The 18,224-nt window shown below is 63.0% G+C and carries 15 protein-coding genes and 1 pseudogene; 8 read left to right on the forward strand and 8 right to left on the reverse strand.

The annotated features are described in order from the left end of the window. Positions 1-181 precede the first annotated feature (181 nt). Positions 182-637, reverse strand: coding sequence for a MarR family winged helix-turn-helix transcriptional regulator (locus DM806_RS18455; protein WP_256869388.1), 456 nt, complete (start codon positions 635-637; stop codon positions 182-184). Between the two features lie 111 nt (positions 638-748). Between DM806_RS18455 and DM806_RS18460 the strand changes: the two genes are divergently transcribed. Then, the gene (locus tag DM806_RS18460) at positions 749-2,218 is read left to right on the forward strand and encodes a carotenoid oxygenase family protein (protein WP_179044634.1); all 1,470 of its coding nucleotides are present in this window, start codon (positions 749-751) and stop codon (positions 2,216-2,218) included. Positions 2,219-2,287: 69 nt separating this feature from the next. Here the strand turns inward: DM806_RS18460 and DM806_RS18465 are convergent, their stop codons facing one another. From DM806_RS18465 to DM806_RS18485, 5 genes are all read right to left on the reverse strand, one after another. Further along, entirely contained in the window at positions 2,288-5,494 is a 3,207-nt protein-coding gene (locus DM806_RS18465; protein ID WP_179044635.1) for an efflux RND transporter permease subunit, read from the reverse strand. A 3-nt stretch (positions 5,495-5,497) separates the two neighbouring features. Further along, positions 5,498-6,655 carry an efflux RND transporter periplasmic adaptor subunit gene (locus DM806_RS18470; protein WP_179044636.1) on the reverse strand — a complete coding sequence of 386 codons (1,158 nt, stop codon included), beginning with the start codon at positions 6,653-6,655 and terminating at the stop codon, positions 5,498-5,500. A gap of 3 nt (positions 6,656-6,658) precedes the next feature. After that, a complete protein-coding gene (locus DM806_RS18475) occupies positions 6,659-7,924 on the reverse strand; it encodes a TolC family protein (RefSeq protein ID WP_179044637.1) in 1,266 nt (421 codons plus the stop codon). A gap of 65 nt (positions 7,925-7,989) precedes the next feature. Then, a complete protein-coding gene (locus DM806_RS18480) occupies positions 7,990-8,319 on the reverse strand; it encodes a hypothetical protein (protein WP_218647563.1) in 330 nt (109 codons plus the stop codon). 85 nt (positions 8,320-8,404) lie between these two features. After that, positions 8,405-8,872, reverse strand: a complete 468-nt coding sequence (locus DM806_RS18485) for a LysR family transcriptional regulator substrate-binding protein (RefSeq protein WP_179044639.1) — start codon at positions 8,870-8,872, stop codon at positions 8,405-8,407. Positions 8,873-8,893: 21 nt separating this feature from the next. Here DM806_RS18485 and DM806_RS27390 point away from each other — a divergent pair. From DM806_RS27390 to DM806_RS18495, 3 genes and pseudogenes are all read left to right on the forward strand, one after another. Then, a pseudogene (locus DM806_RS27390) lies at positions 8,894-9,182 on the forward strand (membrane-bound PQQ-dependent dehydrogenase, glucose/quinate/shikimate family); the annotation flags it as partial. Between the two features lie 92 nt (positions 9,183-9,274). Next, positions 9,275-10,078 (forward strand): carbohydrate porin, encoded by an 804-nt coding sequence (locus tag DM806_RS26990; protein ID WP_256869390.1) that lies wholly within the window; start codon positions 9,275-9,277, stop codon positions 10,076-10,078. A gap of 23 nt (positions 10,079-10,101) precedes the next feature. Next, positions 10,102-11,442 (forward strand): NAD(P)/FAD-dependent oxidoreductase, encoded by a 1,341-nt coding sequence (locus DM806_RS18495; RefSeq protein ID WP_218647564.1) that lies wholly within the window; start codon positions 10,102-10,104, stop codon positions 11,440-11,442. Between the two features lie 68 nt (positions 11,443-11,510). Here the strand turns inward: DM806_RS18495 and DM806_RS18500 are convergent, their stop codons facing one another. Then, positions 11,511-12,158, reverse strand: a complete 648-nt coding sequence (locus DM806_RS18500) for a TetR/AcrR family transcriptional regulator (RefSeq protein WP_218647565.1) — start codon at positions 12,156-12,158, stop codon at positions 11,511-11,513. An 83-nt stretch (positions 12,159-12,241) separates the two neighbouring features. Between DM806_RS18500 and DM806_RS18505 the strand changes: the two genes are divergently transcribed. The 4 genes from DM806_RS18505 to DM806_RS18520 are packed head-to-tail and all read left to right on the forward strand — an operon-like array spanning position 12,242 to position 16,539. Next, on the forward strand, positions 12,242-13,366 hold the full coding sequence (locus DM806_RS18505) for an acyl-CoA dehydrogenase family protein (protein WP_179044640.1): 1,125 nt from the start codon (positions 12,242-12,244) through the stop codon (positions 13,364-13,366). A 12-nt stretch (positions 13,367-13,378) separates the two neighbouring features. Next, a complete protein-coding gene (locus tag DM806_RS18510; protein WP_179044641.1) occupies positions 13,379-14,563 on the forward strand; it encodes an acetyl-CoA C-acyltransferase in 1,185 nt (394 codons plus the stop codon). Between the two features lie 15 nt (positions 14,564-14,578). Then, a complete protein-coding gene (locus DM806_RS18515; protein WP_179044642.1) occupies positions 14,579-15,340 on the forward strand; it encodes an SDR family NAD(P)-dependent oxidoreductase in 762 nt (253 codons plus the stop codon). Positions 15,341-15,378: 38 nt separating this feature from the next. Next, entirely contained in the window at positions 15,379-16,539 is a 1,161-nt protein-coding gene (locus DM806_RS18520; RefSeq protein WP_179044643.1) for an acetyl-CoA C-acetyltransferase, read from the forward strand. A gap of 70 nt (positions 16,540-16,609) precedes the next feature. Here the strand turns inward: DM806_RS18520 and DM806_RS18525 are convergent, their stop codons facing one another. Continuing rightward, positions 16,610-18,178 (reverse strand): right-handed parallel beta-helix repeat-containing protein, encoded by a 1,569-nt coding sequence (locus DM806_RS18525; protein WP_179044644.1) that lies wholly within the window; start codon positions 18,176-18,178, stop codon positions 16,610-16,612. Positions 18,179-18,224: the final 46 nt, after the last annotated feature.

An 18,224-nucleotide genomic window follows, 5' to 3' on the forward strand; every position in this document is an offset into this window, starting at 1 on the left:
CGCCTTCTGTGATATTGTTAGTAAGGCATACAATTTTTATCGATGCAAGAGGCGGAATGCCCTTGCGATGCCGATAATGGAAATATTTCCCGATATTGGGAGAGGGCAAATACTATCGGTATTTCTATTGGTGGTAGTGGAAGTAACAGCTAGATGGTTACTCGCCAGCCGAGTGGACGCGTCAGACGTAGACGCGGCGCAGCAATTCCACGAGCATCGCGGTCTCGGCCGGCGTAAAGCGATCCTTCAACCATTTTTCATGTTCCGCGATACAGCCTCGGGCCAGTTCCAGCGAGGCATGGCCCGACTCGGTGAGGCTGAGCGTCTGTCGGCGGCGATCCTGGGAGGAGGCTCCACGCTGCACGAAACCACGGTCCTGCATGCGATTGACGATCGCCATGACACTGGCGCGGTCCATCTTCAGTCTGCGACCGATGTCGGCCTGGGCAATACCCGGCTGGTCTTCGATCAGCCAGAGCACGGCCACCTGTTTCTGCGTCAGGCCCAGGTCGCTGAACGTCTCGGTAAAATGCTGGTAGACCGCCGCGCTGGCGAGCCGGATGTGAAAGCCGACCAGTCCGTCGATGCCGCTGAGACGAGGATCGGGGAAGAGGCCGAGCGGCTCCATATCGTCCATGGTATTCATAGTAACAGTGTGCGGACTAAATAATCATGCGTCAATCCTGCGGCTTGAAAAAATGTGAGTGACACATACAATGTTGTCATCAAGAACAGGAGAGGATCAGCCGTGGCGCATTTCCCGGACACGCCCGCATTCACCGGCTTCAACACACCGTCGCGGATCGAGGGCGACATTGTCGATCTGGACGTGAGGGGGACGGTGCCGCCGGAACTGGACGGTGCTTTCTACCGGGTTCAGCCCGATCCGCAATTTCCGCCACTGCTGGGCGATGACATCGCTTTCAACGGGGATGGCATGATTTCCATGTTCCGCTTCAAGGACGGCAAGGTCGATCTGCGCCAGCGTTGGGCGAAGACCGACAAGTGGAAGCTGGAGCATGAGGCGGGCCGGGCGCTGTTCGGTGCCTATCGCAATCCGCTGACCGACGATGAGTCGGTCAAGGGGCAAGTGCGCGGTACGGCGAACACCACCGCCTTCATCCATGGCGGGCGGCTTTATGCGCTCAAGGAGGATAGTCCGGCGCTGGTCATGGACCCGGCGACGCTGGAGACGGACGGCTATACCCGGTTTGGGGGAAAGATGACTGGGCAGACCTTCACGGCTCATCCTAAGATCGATCCGGCAACCGGCGACATGATCGCCTTCGGCTACGCGGCAAAAGGTGTGCTGACTCGCGACATGACCTATTACGTCGTGTCGCCCGGCGGTGTGCTCAAGCAGGAGCTTTGGTTCGAGCTACCCTATTATGCGATGATGCACGACTTCGCGATCACGCCCGATTATGCGCTGTTCCATGTCGTACCGAGCACGTCCAACTGGGAACGGCTGGAGCAGGGGCTGCCCCATTTCGGGTTCGACACGACGCTGCCCGTCTATCTCGGCGTGCTGCCGCGCCGGGCGGACGCGACGGCGGCGGACATCAGATGGTTCAAGCGCGACAATTGCTTTGCCAGCCATGTCATGAACGCTTTCCAGGAGGGGACGAAAATCCATTTCGACACACCCGAAGCGAAGAACAACATGTTCCCCTTCTTCCCCGACATTCATGGCGCGCCGTTCAATCCGATGGAGGCCGCAAGTTTTCTCACCCGTTGGACGGTCGACATGGCGTCCAATGGCGAAGATTTCGCCAGCGTGCAGCGGCTGACCGACATGATGGGCGAGTTTCCGCGCATCGACGATCGTCAGACGGGCCTTCCTTATCGCTATGGCTGGCTGCTGGTGATCGATCCGACCAAGCCGGTGGAATTGAAGGGCGGCAGCCCGTCAGGCATGCTGATGAACACGCTGGGCCTGATCGATCATCAGACCGGCGTGGCGCAGCGTTGGTGGTGCGGACCGCTATCGTCCTTGCAGGAACCTTGCTTCATCCCGCGCAGCCCCGACGCGGCGGAAGGGGAGGGCTGGATCGTGCAGGTCTGCAACCGGCTGGAGGAGCATCGCAGCGACCTGTTGCTCTTCGACGCGCTGGATATCGCCAAAGGGCCGATCGCGGAGATTCGCGTGCCGATCCGTCTGCGCTTCGGGTTGCATGGAAACTGGGCGACGGCCGAGCAGATCGGGCTGGCGGCCTGAACTCGCTTTGATCGCTGCGGCGTGGGCATCCGTTGGTCGGGCGCCCACGCCGCAAAGTCTGGCCTCCTGTCAGCTTGGCACCTGCGCTTCTTCCCCATCGCTGGACTTTGTCCTGCTCCCATAGCGGGCATAAAGGGTGGGAAGGACGAAAAGGGTCAGCAATGTCGCCGAGACCAGGCCGCCGATGACCACCGTCGCCAGAGGCTTCTGCACTTCCGCGCCGGCACCGGTTCCCAGCGCCATCGGCACGAAACCCAGGCTTGCCACCAGCGCGGTCATCACCACCGGGCGCAGGCGCTGGATCGCGCCCCTACGCGCGGCCTCGGCCCGGTTCATGCCGCCGCGCATCAGGTCGTGGATCGACGAAACCATGACGAGTCCGTTGAGGACGGCAATGCCCGACAGCGCAATGAAGCCGACCGCCGCGGAGATGGAGAAATCCATGCCCCGCAGGAACAGCGCCAGCACGCCGCCGACCAGCGCCAGCGGCACCCCGGTAAAGACGATCGCGGCGTCGCGCATCGACCCCAGCGCGCCATAGAGCAGAAGGAGGATCAGGATGAAGCAGGCGGGTATCACCAGTTGCAACCGCGCGCGCGCGGAAGCGAGATTTTCGAACTGGCCGCCCCATTCGAGATAGCTGCCTGCAGGCAATCGGACCTGCTCGGCGATGCTGCCCTGTGCTTCCTCGACCACGCTTGCTATGTCACGGCCCCGGACATTGGCCTGCACCACGACCCGGCGCTTGCCATTTTCGCGGCTGATCTGGTTGGGGCCATCCACGATCCGGACGTCAGCGACGCTGGCAAGCGGCACGAACTGGCCGCCCGGCACTGGCACCTGAACCTGTTGCAGTGTGGCGATGTCCGCCCGCTGCGCATCGGACAAGCGGATCATGACCGGAAAGCGTCGATCGCCTTCGAAGATCATGCCGGATTCCCGCCCGCCCAGTGTGGCGGTGACGATATCCTGCACATCCTGCGCCGTGACGCCCAGTCGCGACATGGCGTCACGGTTGACCCGGATGTCGAGCATGGGAAGGCCGCTCGTCTGTTCGACCTTCACGTCCACAGCGCCTCTGGTACGGCGCAGCACGCCGGCGATCTTTTCGGCCGTCGCATTCATCGCATTGAAGTCGTCGCCAAATATCTTGACCGCGACATCGCCCCGGACGCCTGCGATCAATTCGTTGAAGCGCATCTGGATGGGCTGCGTGATTTCATAGGCGTTGCCGGGGAAGCGGTTGAGATCCTTTTCCAATCGTTCGACCAGTTCGGCCTTCGTCAGCCTTGGGTCAGGCCATTCCTCGCGCGGCTTCAGGATGACGAACATGTCGGTGGCGTTGGGCGGCATCGGATCGGATGCCAATTCAGCGGTGCCGGTCTTGGAAAAGACGAATTTCACCTCCGGCTGCCGCGCCATCATCCGTTCGATCGGCACCTGCATTGCCTGGCTTTGTTTTACGGACGTGGCCGGTATCCGCAGCGCCTGGATCAGCAGATCGCCTTCGTCGAGCTGTGGCAGGAAGACCTGTCCCAATGACAGGAAGGCGGCGATGGCGACGGCGAAGCCGGCCACTCCCGCTCCCAGGGTAAGGGCCGGGCGTCGCATTGCCTTGTGTAGGCCAGGCTCATAGCGGGCCTTGAGCCAATGCATGACCCGGCCTTCCTTTTCCTCGATCCGGTTCGACAGCCAGATGGCGATCGCGGCGGGTACGGCGGTGAGGGAGAGGATGAAGGCAAAGCCCAGCGCGATGATGACTGTCAGCGCCATAGGCACGAAGCTCTTGCCCTCCACGCCGGTCAGGGTCAGGAGCGGGACATAGACGAGGATGATGATCGCCTGGCCGTAGACGGACGGCCGGATCATCTCCCGCGCGGCCGCAGCTACGGTCGTAAGGCGCTCCTCGACCGTCAGCAATCGTCCGCGATCATGCTGTTCCTCGGCCATGCGCCGCAGCGCATTTTCGACGATGATGACCGCGCCGTCGACGATCAGGCCGAAATCGAGCGCGCCAAGGCTCATGAGATTGGCGGAGACCCCCGCCTGCAACATGCCGAATCCGGTCAGCGACATGGTGACGGGGATGACCATCGCGGCGATCAGCGCGGCGCGGAAATTGCCGAGTAGGGCGAACAGCACGACGATGACGAGCAACGCGCCTTCGCCCAGATTTTTGGCGACCGTCCCGATGGTGGCGTTGACCAGCGCGGTGCGGTCAAGCACCGGCTGGACGATGACGTCGGGCGGCAGCGACGCATTGATCGACGCCAGGCGATCGGCCACGGCAGTAGCGACAGTGCGGCTATTCTCGCCGATCCGCATGATCGCGGTGCCGACCACGACCTCCGTGCCATTTTCCGAGGCTGACCCCATGCGCACCGCTTGTCCGGTGCGGACCGTCGCGACTTGCGCCAAGGTGATCGGCACGCCTTCGCGCGTGGCGACGACGATGCGCGACAGTTCATTGGCGTTGCGCACCAGCGCGTCTGAACGGACGGCCAGCCCCTCGCCATTGCGATCGACGAAACCGCCGCCGACGCTGCTGTTGTTGCGTTCCAGCGCGGTGCCCAGATCGGTTAGCGTCAGGCCCATGGCCGCGAGGCGCTGGACGTCGGGAACTACCAGATATTGCTTGGCATAGCCGCCGATCGAATCGACGCCGGCCAGCCCCTTCACATTTTTGAGCAGAGGCGCGACGATCCAGTCTTGCGCGGTCCGCAGATAGGTCGCCTTGTCGGTGTCCGTCACCAGCCGCTCGCCTTCGGGCGTGATATAGCTGCCATCGGGCTGCATGCCCGGCTCGCCGGGCAGATGCGTGTCATCCTTGCGATGTTCCAGGCGAACGGTCCACATATAGACTTCGCCAAGGCCGGTGGCGATCGGTCCCATTTCCGGGATCACCCCTGCCGGCAGATTCTCCGCCACGCCGCTCAGCCTTTCGCCCACTTGCTGGCGCGCGAAATAGATATCAGTGCTGTCTTCGAACACCGCCGTGATCTGGGCGAAGCCGTTGCGGCTGAACGAACGGCTATGGTCCAGGCCGGGAATGCCGGCGAGGGCCGTTTCGATCGGGAAGGCGATCTGTTTTTCGACCAGTTCGGGTGACAGGGCAGGTGCGCGGACATTGATCTGCACCTGATTGTTGGTGATGTCGGGTACCGCGTCGATGGGGAGCCGGTACAAAGCGGTGCCGCCGATAACGGCGGCGAGGACGGTCAGCAGCAGGACGAGCCAGCGCTTGCGGACCGCCCAGTCAACGATAGGGGCGATCATGGCTCAATGGTCCTCGTGCGTGGCTTCGCCCTTGCCGAGTTCGGCCTTGAGCGTGAAGCTGTTGGTGGTTGCGATCTGCTCGCTGCCCTTGAGTCCAGTGGCGATGATGGCGGTATCGCCGCTCTTGTCGCCAAGCGTTACGGGTGTCGCCTGAAAGCCCTTTGCCGTCCGGACAAAGACCATGGGCTTGCCCTCGACCGTCTGCACGGCGGTTGCGGGCACGCGTATGGCACGGTCGCCGCCGCTGCCGGACAGTTGGACCGACGCCGTAACCGGTTCGCCGACACGCCATTGGCTATCCCGATTGTCGAGCGTCGCGATGACGGGAACGAGGCGGGTCCGTGCGTCGAGAACGGGCGACACGAAGCTTACGCGGGCGGTGGCTTGCCGGCCCGCAGCCATGACGGTGACACTGTTGCCCGGCTTTACCCGACCTGCATCGGCCGGCTGAAGATTGAGCGAGAGCGAAACGCTGGCCAGATTGGCGACGCGATAGAGTTCGGTGTCGGCTGCGACGGTCTGGCCCAGCACCACGTTGCGCGAAATCACCTGCCCCGAAACCGGTGCGACGATACCGAGCCGGTTCATGCCGCCGCCGCCGCCGCCCGCTGCCGACATCTGGCTCCCGGCCTGATTATAGGCGATCCGGGCTTCGGTTGCGGCGGTGCGGGCGGCGATCAGATCCTGCTCGGGCGAGACGCGCTGAGCGAACAGCCGCTGTTCACGGGCGAGATTCGAGCTCGCCAGCGCGAGGCGCGCGCGGGACGCTTCGACCTCGCCTTTGAGCATCGCCGCCTCGCGGCTTTCGATAATGGCGAGCGTTTGGCCCCGGCCGATCGACTGGCCGAGATTGCGTGTGAGCGCGACGATGCGACCGCCAATTGCTGCCGACACGACCTGCGTAGCTTGCGGATCGCCTTCGATGGTGGCGGGCAATTCGAGCATCCCCGATCCACCGATTGTGGGCCGGCCGATCTGGATCGCCGCCGCGGCGATCTGATCCTCAGTCAGTACGATCTGGCCCTCATCCGCATGCTCTTCCCCAGCGCCGCCTTCTTCATGAGCAGGCACCGTTTCATTGGAGGCTTCGCCACCACATGAGGCGAGAAACAAGGCGAGCGTCAGCGGCAGCAATGCCGCGCGGGTCTTTTCCAACATCATATCTCAATATCCCTGTTGCGGCGCAGGAGCGGTCAGGCGCTCCAACTGTGCCCTTGCATTCTGATAGGCGGCGAGTGCGTCGATCGCGGCGATACGGGTGTCCGCCAATGTCCGTTCGGCATCGAGCAGGTCGAGTTGCCCGAACTTTCCCTCGCGATAGCCGATGCGCGCGATGCGGGCGGCTTCCTGCGCAGCGGCAAGCGCCGGGCCGCTCGCCGTGCGCGCCATGGTGGCAGCATTGTCCGCTTCCGCCTTCGCATCGGTGATGGCCTGCTCGACGTCCTGCGCTGTCATGCGGCGCTGTGCTTCCGCCCGTGTCCGCTCGGCATTGGCCTGGGCGACGGCCGCATTGCCCGCGTTAAAGAGGGGGATCGGGATCGAGAGACTGAAGACGGCAGCATGATCGTTGGTTGCCTCCAGCCGACGCACCGCGGGGCCGGCGGTGATGTCGGGCACACGCTGCGACCGCGCGAGGCGGACGCCTGCATCGGCGATCGCCACGTCCGCGCTGGCGGCGGCCAAGGCCAGGGTGCCGTTACCGTCGATGAACGTCGGACCGGAAATGGCCGTCGGCAAATGATCCAGAGCGGCGGCATCCAGCGGGTCGACAATGGATCGCCCGACACGCCGACCAAGATTGGTCCGGGTGGCCTCGGCAAGGCGCTGAGCGCGTTGCACGCCGGCCTCGGCATTGAGGCGGGCGACATCCGCGCGCTGCTCCTCGATGGGTGAGGCGCGACCAGCCTGAACGCGAACACGCGCGGCAGCGAAGGCTTCCTGGGCGATGCGGCGTTGGTCGTGTGCGGTCGCCAGCCTGCGTTCCGCCGCAACGGCGTCGACATAGAGTTGCGTCACCTGAAGCCGGATGTCGGCCTGGGTGATAGCCGCCGTCAGCAGTGCGCGGCTGGCCTGGGCATCGGCTACCGCGATGCGAGCGGCGCGCTTGCCGCCCATTTCAATGGGAATGTTCAGGCCTATGGTCGTTTCCGCCTGGCTGAATCCACCATAAGGGCCGGATCCGGCGATATTTTCGACCTGGGTCTGCAATTCGGGATTGGGCCGCAGGCCGGCCGTCGTTCGCGCGGCCTGGGCGATGGCAATGCCTGCCTGGGCCACATCGGCTCCCGGCATGCTCCCGGCGGCCGCTGTGATGGCTTGGTCAAGCGTGAAGGTCGGGCCGGTGGTGTGTATTGTCGATATGTCTTGCTGCGCTTGCGCCATGGCGATGCAAGACGTGGCGACCAGAATGGCCGCTAAGATCCTGTGCATGGAAGAAATCCTGATTAAAAGGCGTCAAGCCGCAGGCTGGGCATGCGGCGGTCGGCGACGATCAATCAGGCGATGGGAGGGCGCAGATTCGGGCCGGGAGTCCAGGGTGCGAGAACCGCGCTGGTCGCCATCAGCCGGGGTCCGGCAGAGAGATCGAACAATGTCGGGGTGATGATCTTTCCAGGCACCAGAGATGCGGCACCCTGACAACCGCCATGGTGATGGGGAACGGCCTGGTCACTGTCGCCCTGCGTCTGGTCCCTGTCGCCATCGCTGTGGACATAGCCTGAGCATTCCATGGCCGATGGCCCCGCATCTTCACGAGCATGCACGGTCGCTGTCACGGTCAGAGCCGTCACGATCATGCAGAGTATCATGAAACTCCAGCGGAACATGAAGCGCCCATAGAGGATTTTGCCGGCCCTGTCACTCGCGCGATGTGTGTCATCATATTACCAGGCATGGACGGCGGCAGCTTGCTCAGGACCGGGCAAGTTGGCTCTGGCAAAATTCCATGGCCCGATGAATGGCCGGCAGCAGGCGCCGACCGCGAGGATGGATCAGGGCGAAAGGCTGAAGATCAGGCACCCCGGCAATGGCATGAAAGATCAGGTCGTCCGGCATGGCTTGGCCCGGAATGATGGGCGCCAGGGCAACACCTGTCCGTTCCCGAACGAGGTCGAATATTGCCGATATTTCGGGGCAATCGGCAACGATGCGCAACCGCAGTCCTGCATGGGTGAACGCATCGCTGATCTGTTCGAAAAAACCACCGCCCGAACTGCGTTTCAACAGGATGAGCGGGACGTCGGCCAGTTGGAACCGCGACAAGGCGGTCCCTGCTTTCCATCGCGCATCGTCGGCGCGGCCTGGCGACCAGCCATCCTGCTTGCCGCGCCGCTGGGCCTTATCTCGGCTGTCGGCTTTGCGGCAATGTTCGTTCCGCATCCAACCGTGCCGTTCGCAGGCATGGAAGAAGGCTTGGTGCCGGTTGACCCGGCAAAGGCGCAGAAGAATTGGGAGGCCTATGGCAATACGAACGGGGGCAGCCGCTTCGTTGCGCTCGACCAGATCACCCGTGACAATGTGCATGGGCTGAAGGTCGCCTGGACCTATCGGACCGGTGACGTTGCGGTGAGCGACGGCAATGGTGCGGAGAATCGGGATACGCCGTTCCAGATTGGAAATGCTCTATATCTGCACACCGCATAATAATGTGATCGCGCTCGACGCCGACACCGGCCGGGAAAAGTGGAAGACGATCGTCAATGCGCATGCTTCGGTCTGGACGCGGTGCCGCGGTCTGGCTGCAATTTCGTCAATGCTGCTTTTTGCGCGCATCCCTCGTCCATGTCGGGTGACAGCGGCTGGTATAATTATCCCAATGCCCGCTGGGGCGCTGCGATCCGTTACCGGCTGCGTCCGGACCTCGCTATCCGCACCGGTGTCTATCAGGTCAATCCCCGCCTGAATGAAGAGGCAAATCGCTTCGATCCCTTCGCAGGCGGGACGATGGGCGTCATCCTGCCGCTTGAGCTGGAATATGATCCTGGCAGTGCGGCAGGCAGTTGTGCGCTGCCGGGCCACTATAAGATCGTCGTCTATTATGACACGTCGCGGGCGGCGCGTCTGGGAACCAACGGCACGGTCCATGGTCGTCATGGCGTCTATCTGCTCGCCGATCAGATGATCCTGCGGGAAGGAACGGGCGGCAGAGGGCTTTCCCTGTTCGGCCAGTTCACCGCCAACCCGCAAGTGTCGGCGCAAATCACGCGCTGGTATGCCGCGGGGCTGGTCAAGACCGGCACCTTTCACGGCCGGGATGGGGACACGATCGCACTTGGCCTTGTACATACACAGGTCGATCCACGTCTGCGGCGGGCCTATGTTGAGGCGCAATCGATTCCGGGCGGTTATACGACGCTGCCGTCGGGCGAAACCGCGATCGAACTCAACTACGGCCTTCAGGCGCGGCGCTGGCTCAATATCCGGCCGGACATCCAATATATTATCGAGCCCGGCGCATTCGGCTTTCGATCGACGAAGAATGCCCTGGCGATCGGCGGCCAGGTAAGATGTAGTTCTAACGCCGGATCGCTTGCAAGTGACTGTCGGTCAAACGATCAATTGCGTTGGAATGGCTGGCCGTCATAGCAGCGTAGCTAAGGTGGGCTTCAATGAGGGGTGAAGGAGGAATCGTGACCGCAAGCAAGAAGATCCAGATCGTCATCGTGGGCGGAGGCGCGGCCGGGCTTGAACTGGCGCGGAAGCTGGGCACGCGCTACGGTCGCAAGCGGCACGATATCATCCTGATCGACCGGAACCGGACGCATATCTGGAAACCGCTGCTGCACGAAGTGGCGACGGGTTCGCTCGACGCGAGCATGGACGAGGTCGGCTATCGCAGCCACTGCCACCGGTGGGGCTATCGTTATCTTTACGGAACGTTCGACCGGATCGACCGGGCGGCCCGGCAGGTGCATATGGCGCCGGTGATCGACGAAAAAGGGCGCGAGGTCGTCAGCGCGCATGCCGTGCGCTACGATTATCTGGTCCTCGCCTATGGATCGGTGACGAACGATTTCGGGACACCGGGGGTGGCCGACAATTGCCTGTTCCTGGACAGCCGGGGGCAGGCTGACAGTTTTCGCGATCAGCTGTTGAACCACTGCCTGCGTGTGTCGCGCGCGATGGTGCTTCATCCGGATTCGGACGTGCGGGTCCGCATCGCTATTGTCGGCGGTGGGGCAACGGGGGTCGAACTGGCAGCAGAGCTTTATAATGCGGCGGATGCGCTTGGCTATTACGGGTTGGAAGTATTCGACCGCGCGCGGCTCGACGTCACGTTGCTGGAAGCAGGCGCGCGCATCCTGCCGGCCCTGCCCGAAAAGCTAGCCGGGGCGGCCCATGGCGAACTGGAGGCTCTGGGGGTCAAGGTTCTCACCGGCATAGCGGTCACTCAGGCGACGCCCGACGGGATGAGAAGTGCCGACGGTGCCTTCATCCCGGCCGACCTGCAAATATGGGCGGCAGGCGTCAAGGCGGCGCCGATCAGCGGCGGACTGGATGGCTTGGCCCTAGCGCGCGGCGGCCAGATCGTCGTCCGGCCGACACTGCAGAGTGAAAGCGACGATCGCATCTTCGCCATTGGCGATTGCGCCCATTGCATCCTGCCGGGCGGTGATCGGCCTGTGCCGCCCCGCGCGCAGGCTGCGCATCAGATGGCGTCGACGGCTTTCGACAATATCAAGCGGCTGCTGGCGGGACGCCCGCTGGTCGCGTTCACCTATCGCGACCATGGCTCGCTCGTGTCGCTCAGTCGCTTCTCTACGGTGGGGTCGTTGATGGGCAAGCTGGTCGGCGGGCGCATGGCGGTGGAAGGTCGCCTGGCCCGCTTCGTCTATCTTTCCCTTTATAGAATGCACCTGCTCGCGGTTCATGGATGGCTGAATGGGCTGGCCCTGATCGTGGTCAGCCACATCAACCGCCTGGCCCGGCCGCGCCTGAAGCTTCATTGAGGGGAAAGGCGGTTCGGGACTGGATCGGGACAAGAGGCCGTCAAAATCTTCCGATCAATCGCCCTGTTTCACGGCCGCAGTGCCAGCCCGCCGGTGATGATGTCGACCATCGACGCGGCGATATCCTCGACAGGCATCGCGCCCGCCGGATCATGCCAGCGGGCTGGCCAGTTGAGCGCGCCGGAAAGGGTGAAGGCGGCCAGCTTCACATCGACCGGTGCGATCGACCCGTCGGCAATGCCGTCCGCGATCAGGCCGCGAAGCGCCATATCGATCTCCCGCTTGCGCGCGCGAAACTGCAGGGTGCCCTCCTGCGAAAGAAATTCATCGCCCGTGCGCACGACGCAGCGGCCGAAATCCTCCATATTGATCTGGGCATAGTGTCGCAGGAACCGGCGCAGGCGATCGAGGCCGGTGCCAGGCTCGTCCTTCGCCGCCTCGGCCGCCTGCCGGAGCGGTTCCAGGCCGCGCGTCACGCATTCGATCAGCACCTGCTCCTTGTTGCCGAGATAATGATAGATGGTCGGTTTGCTGATCCCCAGCGATGCCGCGACATCATCCAGCGACGTCGCGTGGAAACCCCGCGCATTGAACATGCGCACCGCCGCTCGCAACACGGCTTCGCGCTTTTCCTCGCGGTCTCTGATCTTTTCCGCACGGGTCCGGAAGGGTGATGGCGCATCGGAGGTCGTGGGAATGGGGGCAATGCGGGGCAATGAAAACTCCTTCAGGGCCACTATTGACAAGAAACGCGTTCATAAGCAATTTACTCGTCAGTATATAAATGACGAGTGGGTAAATGCTGACGGATATCCAGCTTTCCATCCGCGATATGGTGAGGGATTTTGCACAGGCGGCAATCCGCCCTCACAGTGCGCGATTCGAAGTCGAAGGCGGCTATCCCCGCGCCCTGTTCGAGGAGATGGGGACGCTTGGCCTTTGGGGCATGACTGCGCCGGAAGCCTTTGGCGGCGCGGAGGCGGACGCCGTGTCCTATGCCCTCGCGCTGATGGAACTGGCGGCTGCGGACGGGGCGCTGTCCACGATCGTCTCCATTCAGAACAGCATCATGGTCGGTGGCTTGATCAAGGATGGCACTGCTTCGCAGCAACGGCGGTTTCTGCCCGAACTGATTGCCGGCCGCACCATCGGCGCCTTTGCACTGACCGAGGCCGATGCGGGATCGGATGCCGCCGCGATCCGAACCAGGGCCGTGAAGGTGGACGGTGGCTGGCGTCTGAACGGGGCCAAGCAGTTCATCACCTCAGGCAAGATCGGCGGCCTTGCCATGGTGATTGCCGTCACCGATCCCGAAGCGGGTAAGAAGGGCCTTTCCGCCTTCCTCGTCCCGACCGATCGTCCCGGCTATATGGTCGACAAGGTGGAGCACAAAATGGGGCAGGGTGCTTCGGATACCTGTGCGCTGCGGTTCGAAGACCTGTTCGTGGAAGATGACCTGCTGCTGGGCGAGTCGGGGCAGGGCTATCGTATTGCCCTCGCCAATCTGGAAACGGGACGGATCGGCATTGCCGCACAATGTGTCGGCATGGCGCAGGCCGCACTTGAGATCGCGATCGGCTATGCGAAGGATCGTCGCTCCATGGGCAAGCCGATTATCGAGCATCAGGCCGTGGGCTTCCGTCTTGCCGACCTCGCTGCCCGGCTGGAGGCGGCGCGGCAACTGGTCCTGTCTGCCGCAGCCCTGCGCGACGCGGGCCAACCCGCATTGACACAGGCATCCATGGCGAAGCTCTTCGCATCGGAAACGGCCGAGGCCGTGGTGTCCGGCGCGATGCAGACGCTGGGCGGCTATGGTTATCTGGAGGAATTCGGCGTCGCCAAAATATATCGGGATGTGCGCGTCTGCCAGATTTACGAAGGCACGTCCGACATTCAGCGTATGGTCATTGCGCGTAGTCTTTGAAGGAAGTTCATCATGCAGAATGATCCGGTCGTCATTGCGGGCTATGCCCGGACTCCCATGGGCGGCTTTCAGGGCGCGCTCTCCCCGCTCAAGGCCACCGATCTGGGCGCGGCAGCGGTCAAGGCCGCGGTTGAACGCGCGAAGGTTCCCGTCGATGCGGTGGATCGCATCTATATGGGCTGCGTCCTGCCCGCGGGTCTTGGGCAGGCTCCTGCGCGTCAGGCGGCTTTGGGCGCGGGCCTTGGCCTCAATACCGAAGCGACCACCGTCAACAAGATGTGCGGGTCCGGCATGCAGGCCGCGATCATGGCGCATGAAGCGCTCGCCGCTGGTTCCGCCGACATTATCATTGCGGGCGGCATGGAGAGCATGACCAATGCCCCCTATGCCCTGCCCAAGCATCGCTCAGGCGCGCGCATCGGCCATGACAGGATCATCGACACGATGATGATGGATGGGCTGGAAGACGCCTATGAGCCGGGCAAGGCGATGGGCGTTTTCGCTGAGGAAGCGATACACGATTATCAGTTCACGCGCATGGAACAGGATGATTACGCCCTCCGCTCGCTCGCTCGCGCTAATGAGGCGATTGCCAGCGGCGCCTTTGCCCGAGAAATCGCACCCGTCACGGTAGCGGGCCGGGGTGGCGCCACCATCATCGATACTGACGAGCAGCCCGGCAAGGCGCGTCCCGACAAGATTCCGTCGCTGAAGCCTGCATTCGCAAAGGACGGTACCATCACTGCCGCCAATGCTTCCTCCATCTCGGACGGCGCCGCCGCGCTGGTCATGACGCGTCAAAGCGTGGCGGAGAGGCGGGGTCTGCCGATCGTGGCCAGGGTGGTCGCTACCGCCGCCCATGCCCAAGAACCGGCCAAGTTCACCACTGCGCCAGTCCCTGCCATGCGCAAGCTGCTGGAAAAGGCAGGCTGGTCGGTCGGCGATGTCGATCTGTTCGAGGTGAACGAGGCGTTCGCCGTCGTCGCCATGATCGCCGCCCGGGAAATGGAGATTCCGGCGGATAAGCTGAACGTCAATGGTGGGGCGACGGCGTTGGGCCATCCGATCGGCGCGTCGGGCGCCCGCATTCTGGCGACGCTAATCGGTGCGCTGGAAAATCGAGGCCTCAAACGCGGCGTTGCCAGCCTTTGCATCGGCGGCGGCGAAGCCACGGCCATGGCGATCGAACTGGTTTGAGGAAAGGGGAGCGAGATGGAAATAAAGGGAAAGGCCGCAATCGTAACTGGCGGCGCGTCGGGGTTGGGCAAGGCTACTGCACGGATGTTGGCCGCCAACGGCGCGCATGTCGCTATCTTTGACCTCAACGAGGAGGCGGGCAAGGCGACGGCTGCAGAGATCGGCGGGATCTATTTCGCCGTCAACGTCTCGGACGACGCCAGCGTCGCAGCGGGGCTTGAGGTGGCGGAGCAGGCGCATGGCGTCGCACGCATCCTGGTCAACTGCGCGGGTATCGCGCCAGCGGTGAAGACCGTCGGCAAGGAAAATGTGCCGCATCCGCTCGACACCTTCGCCAGGACGATCCAGGTCAACCTGATCGGTACCTTCAACCTCATCTCGAAATTCGCTGCGCGCGCGGCGGCGGCGGAAGAGGCGGACGGCGAACGCGGCGTCATCGTCAACACCGCCTCGGTCGCAGCCTATGACGGTCAGATCGGGCAGGCCGCCTATAGCGCTTCCAAGGGAGGCGTCGTGGGCATGACGTTGCCGATCGCACGTGACCTCGCCCAGCACAAGATTCGCGTCATGACGATCGCACCGGGCATCTTCCTGACGCCGATGCTGGAGGCCTTTCCGCAGAATGTGCAGGATGCTCTGGGCGCGCAGGTTCCGCATCCCAGCCGCCTCGGCAAGCCGGCCGAATATGCGCAACTCGTCGAATCCATCATTCGGAACCCGATGCTGAATGGCGAGGTCATTCGCCTGGACGGAGCGATCCGCATGGCCCCGCGATAACGCCAACGACATCCCGCTGATTTCAGGAGAGTTTGAGCATGGCTGAAGCCTATATCGTTGAAGCCGTCCGTACCGCCGGCGGCAGGCGCAAGGGAGCCCTGGCGAACATCCATCCGGCCGATATCGGCGCCGTGGTGCTTGATGCATTGATCGACCGCACCGGGATCGATCCGGCCGCGATCGAGGATGTGATTCTGGGCTGCGTCACGCAGGCCGGCGAGCAGGCCTTCGCCTTCGGCCGCAATGTCGTGCTGGCCTCCAGGCTGCCGCAGAGCGTGCCAGCCGTTACCATCGACCGGCAATGTGGCTCCTCGCAGCAGGCGCTGCATTTCGCCGCGCAGGCAGTCATGTCAGGGACGCAAGATCTGGTCATCGCGGCGGGTGTCGAAAGCATGACCCGTGTACCCATGATGTCGAACTTTACCTTGCACGCGCAGGCCGGGATCGGCGATGGTCCTTGGCCGCATAGCATTCAGCGGCGCTTCGAAGTAACGGAATTCAGTCAGTTTCACGGCGCACAAGCCATTGCGGACAAATATGGTTTCAGCCGCGCGGATATGGATGACTATGCGTTGCGCAGCCATCAAAAGGCGGCAGCGGCGATCGCGAATGGTGCTTTCGATCGCGAAATCGTGCCGGTCGAAACGCTGCAAGGCCGTTTCGCGCAGGATGAAGGCGTGCGGGCCGACAGTTCGATGGAGGCACTGGCCTTGCTCAAGACGCTGGCCGACGGGGGCACGATCACGGCAGGCAATGCCAGCCAGATGACCGACGGTGGGTCCGGCGTGCTGGTGGCGAGTGAAGCGGCGCTCAAGCGCTTCAACCTGACGCCGATGGCGCGGATTCACAATCTGACAGTGACGGCGGGCGATCCGGTCATCATGCTCGAAGAACCGATTCCCGCGACGCGCCGGGCGCTGGAACGTGCGGGCATGAAACTGGACGATATCGATCTGTTCGAGGTCAACGAGGCCTTCGCCGCCATTCCCATGGCCTGGCTTCAGGCGATCGGCGCGGATCCCGATAAGCTGAACGTCAATGGCGGGGCAATCGCGCTCGGCCATCCGCTCGGCGCCAGCGGTACCAAATTGATGGCGACGCTGATCCATGCCCTGCGCGCGCGGGGCAAGCGCTATGGCCTGCAAACCATGTGCGAGGGCGGCGGCATCGCCAATGTCACCATCGTCGAGGCGCTATAGTCTTACCAAAGTGGTGTGATCGGCCATCGGTCACAATTTCCTGAACGGGGCAATGGCTCCAGGCGACCGATCAGCGCCGCGCTTCGAAAAAGGAGGAGCGGCGTGGTTGCTTCAAGTCGACCTGCGTGCCCAGTTCCCGCTGCAGCATGGCCAGCATCCAGCTACGATGGCGGGCAAGAAAATCGGTATAGCCTTCGGCCTTTGCCGGGTCGAATATCGGCACCTGCCAGTCAGCCATCGGCTCCGCATAGTCCGGCACGGTCTGTCCCGCGGCATCGTCGGGCAGGTCAAGGTGGCGGCCCAGATAGCTGTTGCCCTTGAAGCGGATGAATTCTGCCGGTGCGAAACCGGCCTTGATCAGATAATCTGGGCCGTTGCGCCCATTTTCGCTGCCATAGCGGGCGGTGCCCGCGACCTTGAAGCGATTGTCGTTGAAGCGCACATCGCGCGCCCAGCCGTTCCACTGGGTGGCGACGATCATCTGCACGTCCATCTTCGCGCCGACATGGACGACATTCTTCTCGATCACGGCGTCGGACACGTTGCCGGACAGCTGGAAAATGCGCGTGCCATCGTTGCGGCTGACATTATAACGGGCCACCGTCCCCCGATTGCCCAGATTATCCTCTTCGTTCCGCTTGGGTGAGCAGATCAGCAGGAAACCACCGGCATTGTCGTGGCTGTAATTGTAGAGGATCGTGGTGCGGCGCGAGTTGAAGTCGGAATCGAAGCCCTGCCCATCATAACGGGTCTTGGTATAGGCGGCCTCGTTTAACTGGATCAGGCTGTTGTCCGTGCTCCATTGCCAGATGCCCGCATTATAGCCCGGCGCCCGACTGCCAGCATAGCGCACGATATTATGTTCGATCAACGCGCCGTCGGTGCCGCGCGGGACAATGCCGTCTCCGCCGATATCATCGACATAATTGTCGCGGATGACGACGCCTTCGCTGGGGAACCAGTTGAGGAAGGTCACACGGTCGCTGATACCGGCGATGCCCGACCGGTCGACTTTCCAGATGATGTTGCGCTCGATCGCCAGATCCTGGAACCGGGTGGCGAGGCGTTGGCCGATGGCGCGAAAGACGATGCCGCCATTATCCTTGCGATCGTTGGTGCCGCGTACGTCATGGATATACATGTCGCTGATGCGGATACCACGTGTGACGCCGCGATCCTCTGCCGACACGAGCACGCCGAAGCGCTGGGCCGGGGTGGCGGCGGTGTTGGTGACTTCGATCCCGCCGACGGAAACATATTCGGCGTTGAGGACGGCAACGCCGTGGGGGGAGACGCCGCCGACATCGATGCGCGGCCTTGGCCCGACGCCGGTAGCGCTGACGGTGATTGGCGCACCCGACCGTCCGGAGCGAGTGAGGGTGAGCGGTTCCTTCCACGTCGACCCGGCGACCAGCAGCACTTGGTCGCCGGGCTTCAGCGGAAAGTCGCGCACGCGTGCCAGCGACCGCCAGGCGCGGACGTCGGACAGCCCGTCGAACCGATCGTCCCCCGTTGCCGAATTGACATAATAGGTTTCTGCATTGGCCACGCCGGTGGAGCTTGCGGCCAGCAACAATGCCCAGATGATTTTCCCCGCCACGCCCGACAATCTGAGACTTTCCAGAAACATGAATTCCATCTCCATCATCCAGATTGGGGACTGAATGCAAGGTGAAGCCATGATG

The sequence above is a fragment of the Sphingobium lactosutens genome (genome assembly GCF_013393185.1).
Taxonomy (GTDB): Bacteria; Pseudomonadota; Alphaproteobacteria; order Sphingomonadales; family Sphingomonadaceae; genus Sphingobium; species Sphingobium lactosutens_A.

Coding starts and splice junctions, on each gene's coding strand:
- DM806_RS18510 (WP_179044641.1), top strand. CDS start 13,379: ATGCAGAATGATCCGGTCGTCATTGCGGGCTATGCCCGGACTCCCATG.
- DM806_RS18485 (WP_179044639.1), bottom strand. CDS start 8,872: ATGCGGAACGAACATTGCCGCAAAGCCGACAGCCGAGATAAGGCCCAG.
- DM806_RS18505 (WP_179044640.1), top strand. CDS start 12,242: ATGCTGACGGATATCCAGCTTTCCATCCGCGATATGGTGAGGGATTTT.
- DM806_RS18475 (WP_179044637.1), bottom strand. CDS start 7,924: ATGCACAGGATCTTAGCGGCCATTCTGGTCGCCACGTCTTGCATCGCC.
- DM806_RS18465 (WP_179044635.1), bottom strand. CDS start 5,494: ATGATCGCCCCTATCGTTGACTGGGCGGTCCGCAAGCGCTGGCTCGTC.
- DM806_RS18515 (WP_179044642.1), top strand. CDS start 14,579: ATGGAAATAAAGGGAAAGGCCGCAATCGTAACTGGCGGCGCGTCGGGG.
- DM806_RS18455 (WP_256869388.1), bottom strand. CDS start 637: ATGGACGATATGGAGCCGCTCGGCCTCTTCCCCGATCCTCGTCTCAGC.
- DM806_RS18495 (WP_218647564.1), top strand. CDS start 10,102: ATGAGGGGTGAAGGAGGAATCGTGACCGCAAGCAAGAAGATCCAGATC.
- DM806_RS26990 (WP_256869390.1), top strand. CDS start 9,275: ATGTCGGGTGACAGCGGCTGGTATAATTATCCCAATGCCCGCTGGGGC.
- DM806_RS18470 (WP_179044636.1), bottom strand. CDS start 6,655: ATGATGTTGGAAAAGACCCGCGCGGCATTGCTGCCGCTGACGCTCGCC.
- DM806_RS18525 (WP_179044644.1), bottom strand. CDS start 18,178: ATGGAATTCATGTTTCTGGAAAGTCTCAGATTGTCGGGCGTGGCGGGG.
- DM806_RS18480 (WP_218647563.1), bottom strand. CDS start 8,319: ATGTTCCGCTGGAGTTTCATGATACTCTGCATGATCGTGACGGCTCTG.
- DM806_RS18520 (WP_179044643.1), top strand. CDS start 15,379: ATGGCTGAAGCCTATATCGTTGAAGCCGTCCGTACCGCCGGCGGCAGG.